Annotated in this window: 14 protein-coding genes and 2 pseudogenes; 8 read left to right on the top strand and 8 right to left on the bottom strand. The window is 71.8% G+C overall.

The window, feature by feature from the left end; genetic code table 11:
* Positions 1-121: 121 nt before the first annotated feature.
* The 5 genes from AC069X_RS27860 to AC069X_RS27840 all read right to left on the bottom strand — a co-directional run bounded on the left by AC069X_RS27860 (position 122) and on the right by AC069X_RS27840 (position 5,229).
* Positions 122-985 carry a ScbR family autoregulator-binding transcription factor gene (locus AC069X_RS27860; protein WP_478732606.1) on the bottom strand — a complete coding sequence of 288 codons (864 nt, stop codon included), beginning with the start codon at positions 983-985 and terminating at the stop codon, positions 122-124.
* A 78-nt stretch (positions 986-1,063) separates the two neighbouring features.
* Positions 1,064-1,918: an AfsR/SARP family transcriptional regulator gene (locus AC069X_RS27855; protein ID WP_478732604.1), complete on the bottom strand. Its 855-nt coding sequence runs from the start codon at positions 1,916-1,918 to the stop codon at positions 1,064-1,066.
* Positions 1,919-2,155: 237 nt separating this feature from the next.
* The gene (locus AC069X_RS27850; RefSeq protein WP_478732602.1) at positions 2,156-2,770 is read right to left on the bottom strand and encodes a ScbR family autoregulator-binding transcription factor; all 615 of its coding nucleotides are present in this window, start codon (positions 2,768-2,770) and stop codon (positions 2,156-2,158) included.
* 420 nt (positions 2,771-3,190) lie between these two features.
* Positions 3,191-4,441 carry a cation:proton antiporter domain-containing protein gene (locus tag AC069X_RS27845; protein ID WP_478732600.1) on the bottom strand — a complete coding sequence of 417 codons (1,251 nt, stop codon included), beginning with the start codon at positions 4,439-4,441 and terminating at the stop codon, positions 3,191-3,193.
* Positions 4,442-4,491: 50 nt separating this feature from the next.
* Positions 4,492-5,229, bottom strand: coding sequence for a TetR/AcrR family transcriptional regulator C-terminal domain-containing protein (locus tag AC069X_RS27840; protein WP_478732598.1), 738 nt, complete (start codon positions 5,227-5,229; stop codon positions 4,492-4,494).
* Between the two features lie 93 nt (positions 5,230-5,322).
* Between AC069X_RS27840 and AC069X_RS27835 the strand changes: the two genes are divergently transcribed.
* The 4 genes and pseudogenes from AC069X_RS27835 to AC069X_RS27820 form a co-directional block, all read left to right on the top strand.
* Positions 5,323-6,360 (top strand): FAD-dependent monooxygenase, encoded by a 1,038-nt coding sequence (locus AC069X_RS27835; RefSeq protein WP_478732596.1) that lies wholly within the window; start codon positions 5,323-5,325, stop codon positions 6,358-6,360.
* 204 nt (positions 6,361-6,564) lie between these two features.
* A complete protein-coding gene (locus AC069X_RS27830; RefSeq protein WP_478732594.1) occupies positions 6,565-7,227 on the top strand; it encodes a ScbR family autoregulator-binding transcription factor in 663 nt (220 codons plus the stop codon).
* 169 nt (positions 7,228-7,396) lie between these two features.
* A complete protein-coding gene (locus AC069X_RS27825) occupies positions 7,397-8,650 on the top strand; it encodes a ParA family protein (RefSeq protein WP_478732592.1) in 1,254 nt (417 codons plus the stop codon).
* Positions 8,647-9,333 (top strand): annotated as a pseudogene (locus AC069X_RS27820) (ParB/RepB/Spo0J family partition protein); the annotation flags it as partial. The gene AC069X_RS27825 and the pseudogene AC069X_RS27820, both read left to right, overlap by 4 nt.
* Positions 9,334-9,452: 119 nt before the next feature.
* Here the strand turns inward: AC069X_RS27820 and AC069X_RS27815 are convergent.
* Positions 9,453-9,551: pseudogene (locus tag AC069X_RS27815) on the bottom strand (hypothetical protein); the annotation flags it as partial.
* A gap of 129 nt (positions 9,552-9,680) precedes the next feature.
* On the opposite strand from AC069X_RS27815, the gene tap reads away from it, so the two are divergent.
* The 4 genes from tap to AC069X_RS27795 all read left to right on the top strand — a co-directional run bounded on the left by tap (position 9,681) and on the right by AC069X_RS27795 (position 13,522).
* The gene (gene tap, locus AC069X_RS27810) at positions 9,681-11,945 is read left to right on the top strand and encodes a telomere-associated protein Tap (RefSeq protein WP_478732590.1); all 2,265 of its coding nucleotides are present in this window, start codon (positions 9,681-9,683) and stop codon (positions 11,943-11,945) included.
* A 3-nt stretch (positions 11,946-11,948) separates the two neighbouring features.
* Positions 11,949-12,503, top strand: a complete 555-nt coding sequence (gene tpg / locus AC069X_RS27805; RefSeq protein ID WP_478732588.1) for a telomere-protecting terminal protein Tpg — start codon at positions 11,949-11,951, stop codon at positions 12,501-12,503.
* 84 nt (positions 12,504-12,587) lie between these two features.
* Positions 12,588-13,085, top strand: coding sequence for a MarR family winged helix-turn-helix transcriptional regulator (locus AC069X_RS27800; protein ID WP_478732586.1), 498 nt, complete (start codon positions 12,588-12,590; stop codon positions 13,083-13,085).
* A complete protein-coding gene (locus AC069X_RS27795; RefSeq protein WP_478732584.1) occupies positions 13,082-13,522 on the top strand; it encodes a MarR family winged helix-turn-helix transcriptional regulator in 441 nt (146 codons plus the stop codon). Before AC069X_RS27800 ends, AC069X_RS27795 begins: the two co-directional genes overlap by 4 nt.
* A 134-nt stretch (positions 13,523-13,656) precedes the next feature.
* Here AC069X_RS27795 and AC069X_RS27790 read toward each other — a convergent pair whose 3' ends face one another.
* A complete protein-coding gene (locus tag AC069X_RS27790) occupies positions 13,657-14,130 on the bottom strand; it encodes a helix-turn-helix domain-containing protein (protein WP_123996001.1) in 474 nt (157 codons plus the stop codon).
* Positions 14,127-14,843 carry a hypothetical protein gene (locus tag AC069X_RS27785; protein WP_042811490.1) on the bottom strand — a complete coding sequence of 239 codons (717 nt, stop codon included), beginning with the start codon at positions 14,841-14,843 and terminating at the stop codon, positions 14,127-14,129. Before AC069X_RS27785 ends, AC069X_RS27790 begins: the two co-directional genes overlap by 4 nt.
* Between the last annotated feature and the right edge of the window lie 1,509 nt (positions 14,844-16,352).

The following is a 16,352-nucleotide window of genomic DNA, read 5'->3' as shown; positions in this document are numbered from 1 at the left end:
GCGCGGAACCGCACCCCAGCGCACGGCACCGCACCCCAGCGCACCGAACCGCACCACACCGCACCGCCGGGACCTCCGACGACGGAGCGGTCCCGGCCGGCGACGGTCCCGAGAACGCTCCTCAGACGGCGCTCCCGAGGAACTCGTAGCTCCGCTCCCCGCCCGCCTGCCGCGCGGCAGCACCACCGGCGGCGGCCACACCGGCCGCACCGGAACCGGCGGCGACGGAGCCGACGGACTGCGTCCGGTACTCCCGCACCCGCTCCGCGCCCACGAGGCTCGGCAGCAGCAGCCCCCACAGGGCGGCCACCTTCCGCTGGAGCTCGGCGTACGTCAGCCCGGTCCCGGCCAGCACCTCGATACCGCAGACCGCGGCGGCCACCAACGCCTCCGCGCTCTCCCACCGGTCGGCTGCCGAAGCCGCGTCACCGGCCGCACCGCCGCCCCCACCGGAAGCCGCACCGGCACCGGCACCACCTTCACCGCCGTCACCGCCGTCACCGCCGTCACCGCCGTCACCGCCCGCGTCGGGAACTCCCCCGACCGGCCGGTCCAGCGGCAGCTCCCCCACGTCCCGCGCCATCCGCAGCAGCTCGCACACCGCCGACAGCCACGCCCCGTGGAAGTCGACCGCGGCCGGCTGCTGTCCGGCGCACTCCTTGGTGATCCGGAAACTCGCGGGAATCGCGGGGTCCTCGTGCAGCGTCCGCGCCAGCCAGTGCGTCGTGTCGATCAGCGCCTGCAAGGGCGAGGCTCCGCCCTCCCGCAGTCCCTTGACCGCCTCGTGCAGCAGGCCGCAACCGCGCTGCTGCACGGCGTCCGCGAGTTCGTCCTTCGAGGCGAAGTGAAAGTACAACGCCCCCTTCGTCACCCCCGCCGCACCGGCGATCTCACCAAGTGTCGCGTTGGCGTATCCGTTGCGGTGGAACAACTCGGCCCCGGCGAAGACCAACCGCCTGCGGGTCCGCTCCGACCTCTCCTGCACCGCTCCGTCTCCCTTTCGCCCCCGCTCCGTCCCTGTACCTACCGCTGACCGCCGCGCCCGGCGCCGGCCGCGTGCGGGTCAGGCCCGTACGAGCCGGTCGGCCCGCGGGCCCGTCCCGGCGACCGCACCGGCCACCGCCGGCGCCGGCGCCTTGCCCACGCCCTCCGGACCGGCCATCAGGATCGAGCGCTGCAGCCTGCGCAGCGAGGTCGACGGCTCCAGGCCCAGGTCCCGTACGAGCGTGGCGCGCAGCCGCTGGTACACGTCCAGCGCCTCGCCGCGGCGGCCCGAGCGGTGCAGGGCGAGCATGAACTGCCCGTGCAGGTTCTCGTGGGTGCGGTACCGGCTGACCAGCACCGTCAGCTCCGCCAGCAGCTCGCGGTGGCGGCCCAGCTTCAGGTCGGCCTCGATGCGCTGGTCGAGCGCGCACAGCCGGGTCTCCTCCAGGCGGCGCGTCTCCATGTCCAGCTGTACGCCGCCCTGCACGTCGGCGAAGGCGGGGCCCGACCAGAGGGCGAGGGCCTCGCGCAGCCGCTGCGCGGCGACGGGGTAGTCGCCGGCGTCGATCGCCCGGTAGCCCATGCCTGCCAGCCGGTCGAACTCCCGGACGTCGCTGGTGCCGCCGTCGCTGTTCAGCAGGTAGCCGCCGGGCAGCGTCACGAGCACGTCCTTCGCCGTCCGTTCCTCGTCGCCGTTGCCCTCCAGGGCGGTGGCGATGAGGGCGCGCAGCTGGAGCACGTACGTCTGGAGGGTGGTACGGGCGCTGCGCGGCGGCATGGACCCCCACAGCTCCTCGATCAGCGCCGAGACCGGCACGACCTGATCGGCGTGGAGGGCCAGGAGCGCCAGGACCTGCCGGGGCTTGGGAGCGGTGGGCGTGATGGAGATCCCGTTCTCCCGCACGGCGAGTGCGCCCAGTACATCGATGTCCACGTCGTACTCCCCTGTCTTTGGATGAGTCGCAAGAGTCAGTAGAAAACAGGCCGGACGGTTTGTCAACAGGAAACCGGTCAGGCAGTTTTCAGTCCGGCGAAATCTCGGCGTCACCCAGAAATCTCCTCTGACCTGGGGTTTTGCCAAAAGCTCACGCACCCACGACAGCCTGGAGTCCTTCAGCCGCCTCACTACGGAGGTCATATAACACCCATCTGACCCCGGAAATCAAACCATTCAGTCTGTTTCTTGCTCCGCAGCCGCCGCACCCTCGGGAGCGATCCCCGGCAGCACCACTGCCCAGATCCGGGTCAGCGCCTGCCTCGGCGTCCACTCCGGTTCCACGGACCGCATGGCCCTCAGCCCGGTCGTGACGGCGACCACCACCCGCGTCGCGTCCTGCGGTGAAACCCCCTCGGCGAGGAGCCCGGCCCGCTCCGCGGAGACCATCAACTCCTCCGCCCACAGCAGGCACTGTCCCCTCAGGTCCACCCGGCTGCGGTGCGCGGCATCGGAGCCCAGCGCGAACCCGGCCCGTACGACGACGTCCCGGGCCAGCAGTTCCAGCAGCGCGTACGTGGCGTCGACGAGCACCTTCAGCGGGGCGCCGGCCCGTTCCCCTTCGGCTTCCGCTTCGGCGATCCGCCGCAGCGCCCGCGCGGCCCGGGCCTCCACGGCACGGGCCAGGGCGGGCTTCCCGTCGAAGTGGAACTGGACGGCGCCGGAGGTCACCCCGGCCCGCTCGCTGATCGCGGCGATCGACGCGGCGGTGAAACCCTCCTCGGCGAACACCTCCGCTGCCGCGAGTACGAGAGATTCGCGCGTGCGTGCCGCACGCTCCTGCTTGACCATGAGGGGCTCCACACCGCAATCGCCGCGTCCGCGGTTCGCCCCACGCCAAGGGGGTACGAGATCCTGGGCCACAGTCGACGCCCCCGCCGGAGCCGGGCCGGACTCCCGCCAGAGCCCCCGGCCACCGTTAACGCCGTTAACACCGACGGCGCGACGACCTCCCTCGTCAGGGCCCCGCGCGCACGCCCCGCCCCTCCCCGAAATCCGCTTGCGCCCACCCCGCCGGCCCGGCAGCGAATCCCTCGGAACGCCCCCCATCCCGGCCGACCGTTAACGGCGTTAACGCCAACGGCGCAACGGCCTCCCCGTCAGGGCCTCCGCGCACGCCGACGCCCATCCACCGGCCCACACGGTCACCGCACCGGACGCGAACCCCCGGAGCCCTCTCCACCCCAGCCACCGCCGTCGGCGTTAACGGCGTTAACGCCGACCCCGCACCACCCGCACCCGCTCCCCCGCCCCCAGCGCCCGCACCACCGGCCCCGTCGCCGCCGTCGTCACCAGGGCCATCAGCACCAGGGCGGTGAACAGCTCCGCCCCGATCACCCCCAGCCCGAGCCCCACGTTCAGCACCACCAGCTCCGTCACGCCCCGGCAGTTCATCAGCGCCCCCACCAGCACCGCGTCCCTCCCCCGCACCCCCGCCGCCCGCGCCGCCACCGTCCCCGCACCCCACTTCGCCGCGACGGCCACCCCCAGCACCGCCGCCGCCCACAGCCAGGCCCCGACACCGTCCAGCGCGCCCACGTCGGTCCGCAGCCCGCTCCCCACGAAGAACAGCGGCAACAGCACCGGCACCGCGAAGTCCCGCATCCGCCGCGCCGCCGACTCCACCGCCTTCACCCCCCGGGGCACCACCGCCCCGAAGACGAACGCCCCGAACAGCGCGTGCAGCCCCAGAGCCTGCGTCGCGTACGCGGCCAGGCAGACCCCACCGAACAGCGCCGCCACACCGCCGCCCCGCACCGGCGCCGACCCCGGCCCGTCCGTCCCCCACCGCTGCGCCGCCCGGGCGAGCAGCGGCCGCACCCCCCACCACATCCCCGCGACGAAGACCCCGGCCAGGGCCGCCCGCCACAGCCCGGCCCCCGCCCCGCCGCCCCCGGCGACGGCCACCACCACCGCCAGCAGGCACCAGGCGACCACGTCCACCACCGCCGCGCAGGCCATGGCCAGCGCCCCCACCGGCGTCCCGTACAGCCCCTGCTCGACGAGGATCCGGGCCAGCACGGGAAAGGCGGTGACGCTCAGCGCCACCGCCACGAACAGCACGAACTCCCCCCGCCCCACACCCTCCGGAGCGAAGGACCCGTACAACCCGAGCGCCAGCAGCCCCCCGATCCCCAGCGGCACCCACACGCTCGCCTGGCTCACCACCACCACGGCCCGCCCGAGCCCCCGCAGCATCCCCACATCGAGTTCCAGCCCGACCAGGAACATGAAGACGACCAGCCCGAGGCCCCCCAGCTCGCCCAGGACGGGGACCACCTCACCCGGCAGCAGCCACCGCTGCCCCTCCGGCCACACCCGCCCCAGGAACGTCGGCCCGAGCAGGATCCCCACGGCGATCTCCCCGACCACCGCCGGCTGCCCGACCCCACGCGCCAGCACCCCACCCGCCCCGCACGCGAGGACCACCACGGCCACGGCGACCAGCACTCCACCCGCCACGGCCCTGTCCTGCCCCGGCCCCCACGCACGGGAACAAGACGGCCCCGACTTCAGGAGGTCGCCCGCCGCTCCACGAGCAGCCCGAGCCCGTCGAGGATCCGCTCCAGCCCGAACTCCAGCGCCTGGTCCTGCCCCCCGTGTTCGGCGACGGAGGCCAGCGCGTCCGCCAGCGCCGGATAGTCCTCGCCCCGCATCCGCAGGACCTCCCCGAACACGGCCCCGAGCTCCGCGTCCGGCCCCCCGCCACCACCCGCGGCCCGCTCCTGCTCGGCGATCCCCCGCACGTGCCCGGTCACCAGCACCACCGCGTCCATCGCCTCGGCCCCGCTCAGCCCGCACCCCTCCAGCGCGGCCAGTGCCCGCTCCAGCCAGCCGACCTCACGCGGCCCCACCGCCCGCGCCCCCACGGTCGCGTCCAGCAGCCACGGATGCCCCCGGAACGCGCCCAGCAGCTGCCGCGCCCACACCCGGAGCCGCTCCCGCCACCCGCCTCCGGCCACCGCCAGCGCGGCGTCCAGCGCCCCGGCCGGATCCGGCATAGCGGCCTCCGCCATCAGCGCGACCAGCTCCGCCTTCCCCGGCACGTACCGGTAGAGGGCCATCTTGGTGACCCCCAACTCCCCGGCCACCCGCTGCATCGACACCCCGCCGAGCCCCTCGCCGGCGGCGATGCCCACCCCGGCCGCCGCGATCTGTTCCAGGGTCAGCCCCCGCCGCGGCCCCCGAGCCGGCGTCACCGGCGGCCCCCACAACAACCGCACCGCCGCGCCCCACTGCTCGTCCGCCACCGGATCCCCTTGCCCTCGCGCCAAAACAGCGTCTACCGTACACACGAAAAACAGCATCCCCCGGACACAATAAATCCCGCCGACGGAGAACCCGTGCCCCTCACCAGAACGGTCCTCATCTCCGGCGCGAGCGTCGCCGGACCCGCCCTCGCCCACTGGCTCGTCCGGCACGGCTTCCGCCCCACCGTCGTCGAGATCGCCCCCGCCCCGCGCACCGGCGGCCAAGCCGTCGACTTCCGCGGCGAAACCCACCTCCGCGTCCTCGACCGGATGGGGATCCTCGACGAGCTCCGCCGCGTCCGGACCGGCGGCACACCGATGACGTTCGTGGACGCCGACGAGCGGGAACTCCTCCGCCTCCCCGCCGCCTTGGCCGGCGGCGACGTGGAAGTCCCGCGAGGCGACCTCGCCCGCATCCTTCACGCGTCCTCCCTGCCCGGCACGGAGTACCTCTTCGGCGATTCGGTCACCGCCCTCACCGAGACCGCCACCGGGGTGGACGTCACCTTCCGGCACGCGCCTGCCCGCTCCTTCGACCTCGTCATCGGCGCCGACGGCCTGCACTCCACGGTCCGCCGCCTCGCCTTCGGACCCGAGCAGCGGTACGTCTCCCACCTCGGCTACTACGCCGCCACCTGGAGCCTGCCGGGCGACCAGCACCCCGCCCGCCCCGGCTCCACCGGCTTCAACGCCCCCGGCCGCCTCGCCTCCGTCGTCTCCTCCCCCACCGCTCCCGGCCGGACGAGCGCGTTCTTCCTCTTCGCCTCGCCCGAGCTGCCGTACGACCGCCACGACCCGGGGGCCCACAAGGCGCTCATCACCCGGGCCTTCGCGGGCCTGCCCTGGCGGGTGAGCCACCTCCTCGACTCCCTCGCCGCCGCCGATGACCTCTACTTCGACTCGATCAGCCGGTCCGACGCCGGCACCTGGTCCACGGGCCGTACGGCCCTCATCGGGGACGCCGCCTGCGGCCGCGGCGGCAAGTACACCGGCCCCTTCCTCGCCCCCACCACCGCCCTGGGCCTCCGCCTGCGCAACACCCTCCTGAACCGCCCCGGCTGCCTGGCCCGGCTCCTGAAGACGTCCCGCACGACCGCCACCCTCCCCCTGCCAGCCCACCCCACCCGTTAACGCCGTTAACACCCCCACCTCACCCACCCGTTAACGCCGTTAACGCCTCACCCCAGCAATAAGTAACATCCCAAACCGCCCCCACCCACCCCAAATCCCCATCCCCCAGGGCCATAAAAGTACTGGTCGACTGGTTTTCTTTTGGCTACTCCCACTAGATTGACCTTCCTTACAGCGGACGTAACCGGCAATCAGGAGACACACGTGGCGAGGGTCAGGCAGGAACGGGCCGAGATCACCCGGCAGGCCATCCTCGACGGGGCGGCCATCGCCTTCGACCGCGCCGGCTTCGGCGGCACCAGCCTCAGCGACGTCGTCAAACACGCCGGGGTCACGAAGGGCGCCCTCTACTTCCACTTCCCGTCCAAGGAGGCCCTGGCCCGCACCCTGGTGGACGAGCAGTTCCAGGTGTCCAAGGACGTCCCCGCCCTCGCGGACCCCGGACTCCAGACCGTCATCGACCTCACCCACCAGATGGCCTTCGGCCTGCGCACGAACGTCCGCATCCGCGCCGGGATCCGCCTGGTCATCGAGTTCGGCTCGTTCACCAGCCCGGACCCGTCCCCGTACAACGCCTGGATCGAGACCTGCCGCAGCTGTCTGACACCGGCCCAGGAACGCGGCGACGTCCTCGCCTCGCTCGACGTGGGTGACCTGTCCACGTTCCTCGTCGGCTCCTTCACCGGCGTCCAGGTGACCTCGCACGTCCGCGCCGGCCGCAAGGACCTGCACGCCCGGATCGTCGACCTGTGGGAGTACCTCCTCCCGGGCATCGTTCCCGCCCCCCGCATCCCCCTCTTCGACCCGGCGGGCTCACCCGCGTGCCGCGCCGAACTCGGCCTGCCGGCACCCGTCCCGGTCGGCTGACGATCCGTCCAGGGCGGCCTCGCACACGCCGTGGTGAACCACGGGGGTGCTCGCTACGGCGTGCGCGAGGCCGCCCTGTCGCGTACCCGGGCACCCCACCACCCATTTCGTTAGCAAAACCCAAGCGTGGCGCCCACGCGCACCCGAGAACGTTAGTAAAGTCCCTCTCATGACTTCGCCCTCGTCCCAGAACGACCGAGAGAAGGTCGTCTCCAAGCTCCCCCCGTGGCTCCGCCAGGAGTTGAAGATCCGCACCGCCCAGCTGCGGGTCGACATCCAGGACGCCGTCCACCAGGGCATCGCCCACTGGAGCGCCCTCGCCTCCGCCCCCTCCCCCGTCGACACTTCCGGCGCCGAATCGTTCTCCACCTGGCTGCCCGCCGGCCAGTGGGAGTCCTTCCGGACCGACTCCAGGGACCGCGGCGTCTCCCTCATCCAGGGTCTCGCCCAAGCGGTGCACCTCTGGCTGGAGATGAACCCGGCACCCACCGTCAAGCGCCCCTCCGTCGTACGCCGCATCGTCGTGTGCAACCAGAAGGGCGGCGTCGGCAAGACCGCCGTCACCGCCGGCACCGCCGAGGCCCTCGCCGAGGACCCCTCGACCCTGCACCCGGTCCGGGTGGCCCGCCAACTGGCGCGCCTCGCGCCCCCCGAAGAGGGCGACCACCCGCACACCACCGCTCTGGACCTCGAAGACCTCCCGGGTCTGGGCATGCGCGTCCTGCTCGTCGACTTCGACCCCCAGGGCCACCTCACCAAGCAGCTCGGCCAGCAGCCGCTCCCCATCGGCGGCGACAGCCTCACCTGCCACATGGCCGGCGAGGCCAAGGGCCCCCTCCAGGACCTCATCGCCCCCATCGAGCACGACCGGTTCGGCGACCGCCTCCACCTCCTGCCGGCGTGCACGGACGCCTTCCTCCTCGACGTCCGCCTCTCCACCGTCCGCGCCCGCGAGGCCGCCCTCGAACGCGCCCTCGCCCCCGTCGAGTCCGACTACGACGTCATCCTGATCGACTGCCCGCCCAGCCTCGGCCTGAGCATGGACGCGGCGATCTACTACGGCCGCCGACGCGACACCGAACAGCCGGGCGCCTCCGGCGCGCTGATCGTCGTCCAGGCGGAGGACTCCTCCGCCGACGCCTACGACCTCCTCACCTCCCAGATCAACGATCTGCGCGACGACCTCAGCCTGGACATCGACTACCTCGGCCTCGTCGTGAACCTCTACGACGGCCGCCGCGGCTACATCGCGACGTCCTCGCTCCAGGCGTGGATGGACATAAAGGACCCCCGGGTCGTGGCGATCGTCCCCGACCTCAAGGAACAGCGCGAGTCCGTCCGCCTCAAGCAGCCCCTCTTCGTCTACGCCCCCAACGGCGACCAGGCGGTCGCCCTGCGCGCCCTCGCCCGGGAGATCTCATGAGCAGCAAGGCCGACAAGCTCGGAGTCTCGGCTTCCTTCGCACGGGCCCAGCCCGTCGGCGTCAGCTCCCGCCGCGCCGCCATCGCCGAGGCCACGGGCGCCCCCACCTCAGGGGTCGTCCCGCCGTCCGAGGTGCCCATCGAGGCGCTCGCCCACAACCCGTTCAACCTCCGCGAGGACCTCACCGACCTCGACGAGCTGGCCCAGTCCCTCATCGTGCGCGGCCAGCTCCAGCCCCTCGCGGTCGCGACCCGGCTGGCCTTCATGGAGGCCCACCCGGGCCAGACCGACGGCCTGGGCCGCGCGCCGTACGTGGTCATCGACGGCAACCGCCGCCTCGCGGCCGCCCAGCTGGCCGGGCTCAAGACGATGCACATCCACGTCAACGACGCCCTGTCCGCCTCGGCCGCCGACATCCTGGAATCGGCGCTCATCGCGAACGTCCACCGCGTCGACGTCGCGCCCATGGACCAGGCCCGCGCCCTCCAGGAACTCGTGGACGTCCACGGCTCCCAGGCCCAGGTCGCCAAGCGCATCGGGAAGACGCCGGCCTGGGTCTCCCAGCGCCTGACCCTCCTCAACCTGACGCCCGACCTCCAGGAGAAGGTGGAGACGGGCGAGCTGAAGGTCGAGCCGGCCCGCCGCATCGGGCGCCTCCCCCAGGAGGAACAGACGGCGGCCGCCGCCGAGAGCATCAACGCCGTCAACCCCCCGCGCCAGCGCACCCGCCCGGCACCCCAGACCGTTAACGGCGTTAACGCCGTCAACGCCCCGGCCCCCACCCCCGCCCCCGCTCCCACCCCCCGCATCACGATCTCGACCCACTCCCCCGAGACCATCGCGGACGCCCTCACCGCCCACCTCACCCCGGACGACCTGAAGGCCGTCACGGAACTCCTCATGCAGCGCATCTGAGGCTGCCGCACCCACGCCGGGGGCGCTGACGGCGTTAACGCCGTTAACGCCCCCACGTGCGTTCCATGTGCGTTCAACCGTGCGATTCACATAGGGTGCTCCTGGAGGTAGTACCAATGAGCGAGACGAACGAACAGACCACTCTCTTCGCAGCGGTCGACGCCCTGCTCGAAGAAGCCGCCGCCCAGGACGGTCTCCCCCACCCCGAGGAACGCAAGCGGCTGCGCGAGGCCGCAGGCCTCAGCCAGGACCAGATCGCGAAGGCCCTCTCCGTCCGCCGCGAGACGGTCACCTCCTGGGAGACCGGCCGCACCGCTCCCCGTCCGCCGAAGCGCGCCGCGTACGCCCGCCTCCTCGAAGGCCTCGCCGCCCTCCACCCCGCGACCCCCGTCACCGGCGTCAACGCCGAGCCCCCGGCCGCCGAACCCCCCGCGGCCCCGACCGTTAACGCCGTTAACACCACGCCCGCCACCGCTCCCACCGTTAACGCCGTTAACGCCGAACCGGCCCCGCCCGCCGAGCCCACGCCCGCCCCCACCGTTAACGCCGTTAACACCCCCACCCCCGAGCCCCCCACCCCCGTTAACGCCGTTAACGCCGTTAACGCCCCAGCCCCCACCCGCACCCAACCCACCCACACCGGCCGCCCACCCCAACGCCCCACCCAACCCACCCACCCCGCCAAGCCCACCCCCACCCCGGCCCCCGTCGAAGGCCACGGCCCCCTGGCCGTCCTCGACGGCACCGGCCACGCCCACGCCGCCGGCGGCCTCCTCCTCCCCCACCCCACCTCCGACCTCCCCGCCCTCGTCGCCTGGGCCCTCGGCCCCGACGCCGACCTTCGCGCCCCCCGCCTCCACCGCAACGGCCGCGACGGCGACCCCCTCCTCGTCCTCACCGCCCCCGCCGCCGAACACCTCGGCCTCCCCCTCGCCCTCGAAGACCGCCGCGCCCTGCGCCTCCCGGACAACCACCCCGTCATCAAGCAGCTCACCAAGGCCAAGTGGCAGCTCACCCGCCGCGGCTTCGGCCCCTGGGCCCGCATCTACCGCCCGGCCTCCCCCACCACCGGCCGCCAGTGCGTCCAGCTCGCGGTCCTCCCCTGGGGCGCCCTCGACTCCCGCGCCTGGGGCGAGGACACCGCCGGCCTCTCCGCCCCCGAGCTCGCCGAGCTGCTCACCACCTACGCCGCCCGCGTCCTCACTCCCCGCGGCTCCACCGCCGTCACGGGCCTGGAGCTCATGACGGCCCTGCGTCCGCCCACCCGCGCCGCCCGCAACCCGCAGACCAACGCCTGGGAGTCGGCCCCCGTCCCCGGCTCCCTCACCCGCCCCGTCGACCCGGCCCCGCCGGAGGCCCCCGACGAGCACCCGGTGGTCGCCGCCCTCTACCCCCGCGCCCACCAGCGGACCCCGGACGAGGTCCTCGACGAGGAGGCGTACGACTGGATCCGCGACCCCGAGCTCCTCACCGACGCCGAGTGCGCCCGCACCCACGCCGTCGGCATCGACGTGAACATGGCCTTCGCCGCCGCCGCGAACCGCCTCACCGTCGGCCTCGGCCCCGCCGTGCACACCGCCTCCCCCCGCTTCGACCCCAAGCTCCCCGGCTGCTGGCTCGCGGACCTCTCCTCCCTCTCCCTCGACCCGCGCCTCCCGAGCCCCTTCACCCCCCACGGCAAGCCCCCCACCGGCCCCGCCTGGTACGCGACCCCCACGCTCGCCTACGCCCAGGAGCTCGGCCACGAGGTCCGGCCCACCGAGGCCTGGGTCCGCCCGGACAACGGCCCGTACCTCGACGCCTGGTACACCCGCCTCCGCGACGCCTACATGGCCACCATGGCCGACCTCGGCATCACCCCGTCCCTCACGGAGTCCGAGTTCCTCTCCGCCATGACGACCTACAAGGAGAACGCCCCGCACACCTCGACGGCGGTACTGTCCGCCATCAAGTCCACGGTCAAGGGCGGCATCGGCAAGCTCCGCGAGCGCCCCCAGGGCGCCGCCTACCGCCCGGGCGAGGCCTGGCCCGCCCTGGAACGCCCCACCTGGCGCCCCGACATCCGCGCCGCCGTGATCTCCACGGCCCGGGTCAACATGCACCGCAAGATGCGCAAGCTCGCCACCGAGGCCGGACTGCACCCGATCGCGGTCCTCTCCGACTGCGCGGTCTACCTCTCCGACGGCCCCAGCCCCCTGGACTTCCTCCCCCACACCCCCGAGGGCAAGCCCCTCCCGGGCGGCTTCCGCCTCGGCGTCAGCCCCGGCATGGTCAAGCACGAGGGCACCCAGCCCCTCCTGTGGGCCGTCCAGCTCCTCGACCAGCACCTCAACCCGGCCCGCCACATCAAGGGCCACGACGCAGCAGCAGACGGCGAGTAACCGATGTCCGACATCTCCGACAGCCTCACCAAAGCGGACGAACTCCACTTCACCCGCCCCATCCCCAAGTCCGCGGGCGCCCAGATGCGCTTCCTCCTCAAGCAGCTGAAGACCACGAGGGCCGTGGCCGCGACCCTCGGCATCTCCCAGCGCACCGTCGAGCGCTACGTGAAGAACGAGATCAAGCAGCCCAAGCCGGCCCTCGCCGCCCGCCTGGAAGCCGAGGTACGCCGCCGCTGGCAGCCCCTGGTCCGCAAGCGCGCCCGCGAACAGGCCGCCCGCACCACCGGCCTCGTCATCGAGACCCGCGCCCGGTTCGGTTTCACCGCGGCCCCGGGCACCACCGACGACGGCCGTATGCGACGCATCACCCAGCACCTGCCCCCGGAGTACGCGCAGCGCCTCTTCGCGGCCCAGGAGACCGGAGCCACCGAGGCCCAGCTCCGCCACATCACGGCCGAGGCGCTCCAGGAGATCTACTTCAAGGACAACGGCGCCCGCGCGACGTCCCTCCTCGTCGAGTTCACCGACATCGACTACGTGGACTTCGCCTTCTGACACGGCCCCGGCCGCCGAGGGCGGCCGGGGCGACGGCCACCAAAATACTAGCCATGTACATAGTAGCCATGTACGGTATTGCCCATGAGCTCAGCAGCCGAGAGCGCCACCGCCGGATTCCTGGTCTGGCGCCTGTCGATGAAATGGCGGGTCGCCGTCGACCGCGCCGTCGCCCCCCTGGGCATGACGCACGCCCAGTACGCCCTGATGGCCTCGCTGTACGGCATGTCCCGCTCCGGTACGCGCCCCAGCCAGCGTCGGCTCGCCGACCACACCGGCCTCGAACCGCTGTACGTCTCCAAGCTCGCCCGGGCCCTGGAGACCTCCGGCCTCGTCGCCCGCACCCGGGACCCGGACGACCCGCGCGCCATGCAGCTGTCGCTCACCGAGCACGGCCACGACGTCACCCGGCAGGCCATCAAGGCGGTCCAGGGCCTCCTGGACCAGCTCCTGGAACCGCTCGGCGGCCGCCACGGTTCCCGCGCACGGCAGTTCACCCTCGACCTGGCGGCCCTGCTCGACACACCGCTTGATCCCACAGCTCCGCATCCACGGCCCGAGAACGAGAAGGAGCAGTCATGACCACCACCACCGCCCCCACCCTCAACGCCCGTGTCATCGCTCTCGCCCACCACGCCGCCCGCACCCTCGCGGAGGGCGCCCTCGCCCGCCACGGCGTCACGTTCCACCAGAGCGTGACCCTGCGCGCCGTCACCGTCGCCGGCGGCTCCATCACCCACGGCGAACTCGTCGCCGAGATCGGCGATTCCCTGAAGGCCACCGACGCCCTCGTCGTCGAGGTCATCGAGGAACTGACGGCCTCGAAGCTCCTCTCCCGGGAGGACGCCCACCTCCGCCTGACCGACGCCGGCCGGGAACTGTACGAGGCCACCGCCGCCGAGACGGCCCAGATCGCCGCCCGCCTCTACTCCGGCATCCCTGCCGAGGACCTGGCGGTGGCGGGCCGCGTACTGACCCTGATCACGGACCGCGCGAACACCGAACTCGCCGTCGGCTGACCCCTGTCCACGCGAGGCCACAGAAGCCCACCCAAGCCCCTGAAACCCTTTGAGGGCCCCGGGATACCCCGGGGCCCTCAAAGGCTCTTGAATCACCCTCAGAGGCCCTTCACGGGCCCCTTCCTCAAGAACTGTCACCCAACAGCGTGCAACGTCCGCCGCCGCTTCGACTCAGCGGCCTTCTTCGCCGCGGCCTGCGCCGCACGCTTCTTCCGCTGCTCCGCCAGCTGGTCCTGATACTCCGCCACCGCCTGGTGGTAGCTGGCGACGTACCCACGGGCGTCCAGCCGCTCGTCGGCCGCCATCTCGTTCACGGCGGCGACGGCGTCCTCGAAGGAGTTGTACCCGGCCAGCATCGGGTTGATCTGGTACACCCCGTTCCTGACCTTCCGCACGAGCTTGGCGAGCTCCAGGCTGCGCAGAGCGGCGTTGACGCTCGGCCTGCTCAGCTCCAGCAGCCCGCCGATCGTGGCCTGGTCGATGAGGATCCGTCCGCCGGGCTCGCTCAGCGAACGCAGCTTCAGCAGCACACGGTAGGCGGCAGGCGGAAGGTCCAGGTCGGAGAGAAGCCCGTCGGCGTTGACCGCAGCGAATCGCAAGGTGCTCACTGAGCTGTCCCTTCTTCCTTGCGCTGCGCCCGGCTCAGCCGGCGCGCAGCGCGCTCTTTGGACCGTTCGGCCCGCAGTTCCTCGATTGCCTGCCGCATGTGGTCCAGCGACGGGAACCGCACCAGGTCCGGCAGGCTCGTGTCGCTGCGAATCTGCGAGATGGTGCTGTGCTGCTCCACCTTCACGAACTCACCCGCCGTCTCCGTCCCCGGGATGAACTCGGCCACCCGGTAACTGTAGGGCGGGTTGAACTGGTACACACCCCGCCGCACCTTGAAGACGATCCCATGAGACATCACGGTGTGCAGTGCCTCCGACGTCTTTGTCCGGCTGACGTCCAGGATGGTAGCCATCTCCTCCTGGGTAAGTGGAATCCGCCCTCCCGCTCGCTGGCACGCGATCAGCAGCAGGATGAGCCTCAGGGGCAAGGCTTCCCTGAAGTACTGGGCGATCACCAGGAAGAACTCGAGGCTGTCCATCGAGAACGCATTTGGCTGACTCTGCGTCCCGTAGAACTCCAGCGGCTTGCGCTCACCGTCCAGCGTGAGCTTCCGGCTGGGGTACCGCTTGGCCAGGCTGTCCAGATCCTTGACCGGAGCCAGCGGCTGACTCCACGCCGAGATCGCGTCATCAACGGGGAGATCAGGACGCGGCGCGCGCGACGGACTCTGCCGGCGGCGCTGTGCTTCTGATGACACGAGGATGCTCTCCACTTCGTTGATCTGGAGAGAGAGTATGTCAACAAGGGTGACACTAATGTCACGCTCGTTGACGTTCGGCGTGTCTTGTGTCCCCCCAGGAGGGACACATCTCGGCCACGGCCTCCCTCGAGCCTCCCTCGAGCCCCCTCGCCCAACCCCTCCCCGCCCTCACGCAGTTCGCCGACGTATCTCCGCAAGAATGTCAGCCTCCCCGACGTTTTGGCCCAAAAAGCGTCAGCCTCACTGACGTTTTGCAGGAGTTGTGTCCCCCTACCAGCGACACATCCCCCGAGTTATGTCCCTTCTGAGGGGACATAACTTTCCCCCCGCACCCCCTCTGACCTGCGGCAACGCATATCCGTACCCTCTATAGGCCGTCCCCTGCCGCGCTGCGCGCACTTAAGGCCTCGTCGAAGCCTTCTGTCGGCACTGGTTCCTGACGTCGCAACACCTCGGCCAACGAACCGACGGCCCCCGGACACCGTGTCCATAACCACGCAGAATCTGACCGATTCCCATCTCTATCCCCACATCACTTTGAATCACGACCTCACCGACCATTAACGCCGTTAACGCCCTGGCCCTGATTCCCAGCACCACTCAACCGGCCCTCAAGGAGTCCTCTCCCTGGTCAGGGGAAAGGTCACCTCCAAAAACGGGTGCCCTCTTTCCCTTGCGATCCGTCCGGGAGCAGGACACCAACGCACCTGAGCTCTGTACCGAACACCCACAGCAGTACGAGCAGACAACCAGCGAGACCAAAGAGGCAGGCACTACTCACCCTCTGCACAAGCGGGAGCAAGACCGACCTGGCACTTCGGAACACCCGACAGTGGGTCACCCAACCAATCACCCGAGAGAAACCCGACCACCCTCGCAGAAACGACCCCGACTAATCAGCCGCCGAGCGAAGCGAGGCGGCTTCCCTTCACCCTCGGTCCGAAGCGAAGCGGAGGACTCAGGACTGCGAAGCGGTCGGCCATGCTGCAAGAACTACGTGGGCGCCTCCTTCTAGACGCGGAGCCCCTCGAAGCTTCTGCGCCTGGCGCGAAGCGCCAAATCGGAACCCGACCTGTCCGCAGCGAAGCGAAGGACCCCCTGCCCGAAGGGCCGGCCATGCGCCCAGCGAAGCCGGGCACCGCCAAGCGCAGCAAGGCGGTTCAGCGGCCCTCCGAGCGCAGCCAGGAGGGCCTTGCCCCGGAGCGAAGCGGAGGGGGCAGGTCCCGAAGGGGCCTGGGCCGAGCGGAGCGAGGCGGGCGAGCGGAGCGAGCCGGTTGTTACCCCGGAGCGAAGCGGAGGGGCCTTGGCCGAGCGCAGCGAGCCCGTTTTTACCCCGGAGCGAAGCGGAGGGGAGGTCCCGAAGGGACCTCGGCCGAGCGCAGCGAGGCGGGTCTCTCCTGAGCGCGCAGCGCTCAGGGACCCGAGGCGAAGCGGAGGGTCCTGCCGCCGAAGGCGGCACCGCTGAGCGCAGCGAAGCGGTTCTCTCCCAGGCGCGCAGCGCCTGGGGACCCGCTCCGCGGG

It is taken from the genome of Streptomyces sp. NPDC043896 (genome assembly GCF_056435605.1).
Note: the sequence above shows the minus strand (reverse complement) of the source record. Positions and strands in the feature narration are given on the sequence as shown.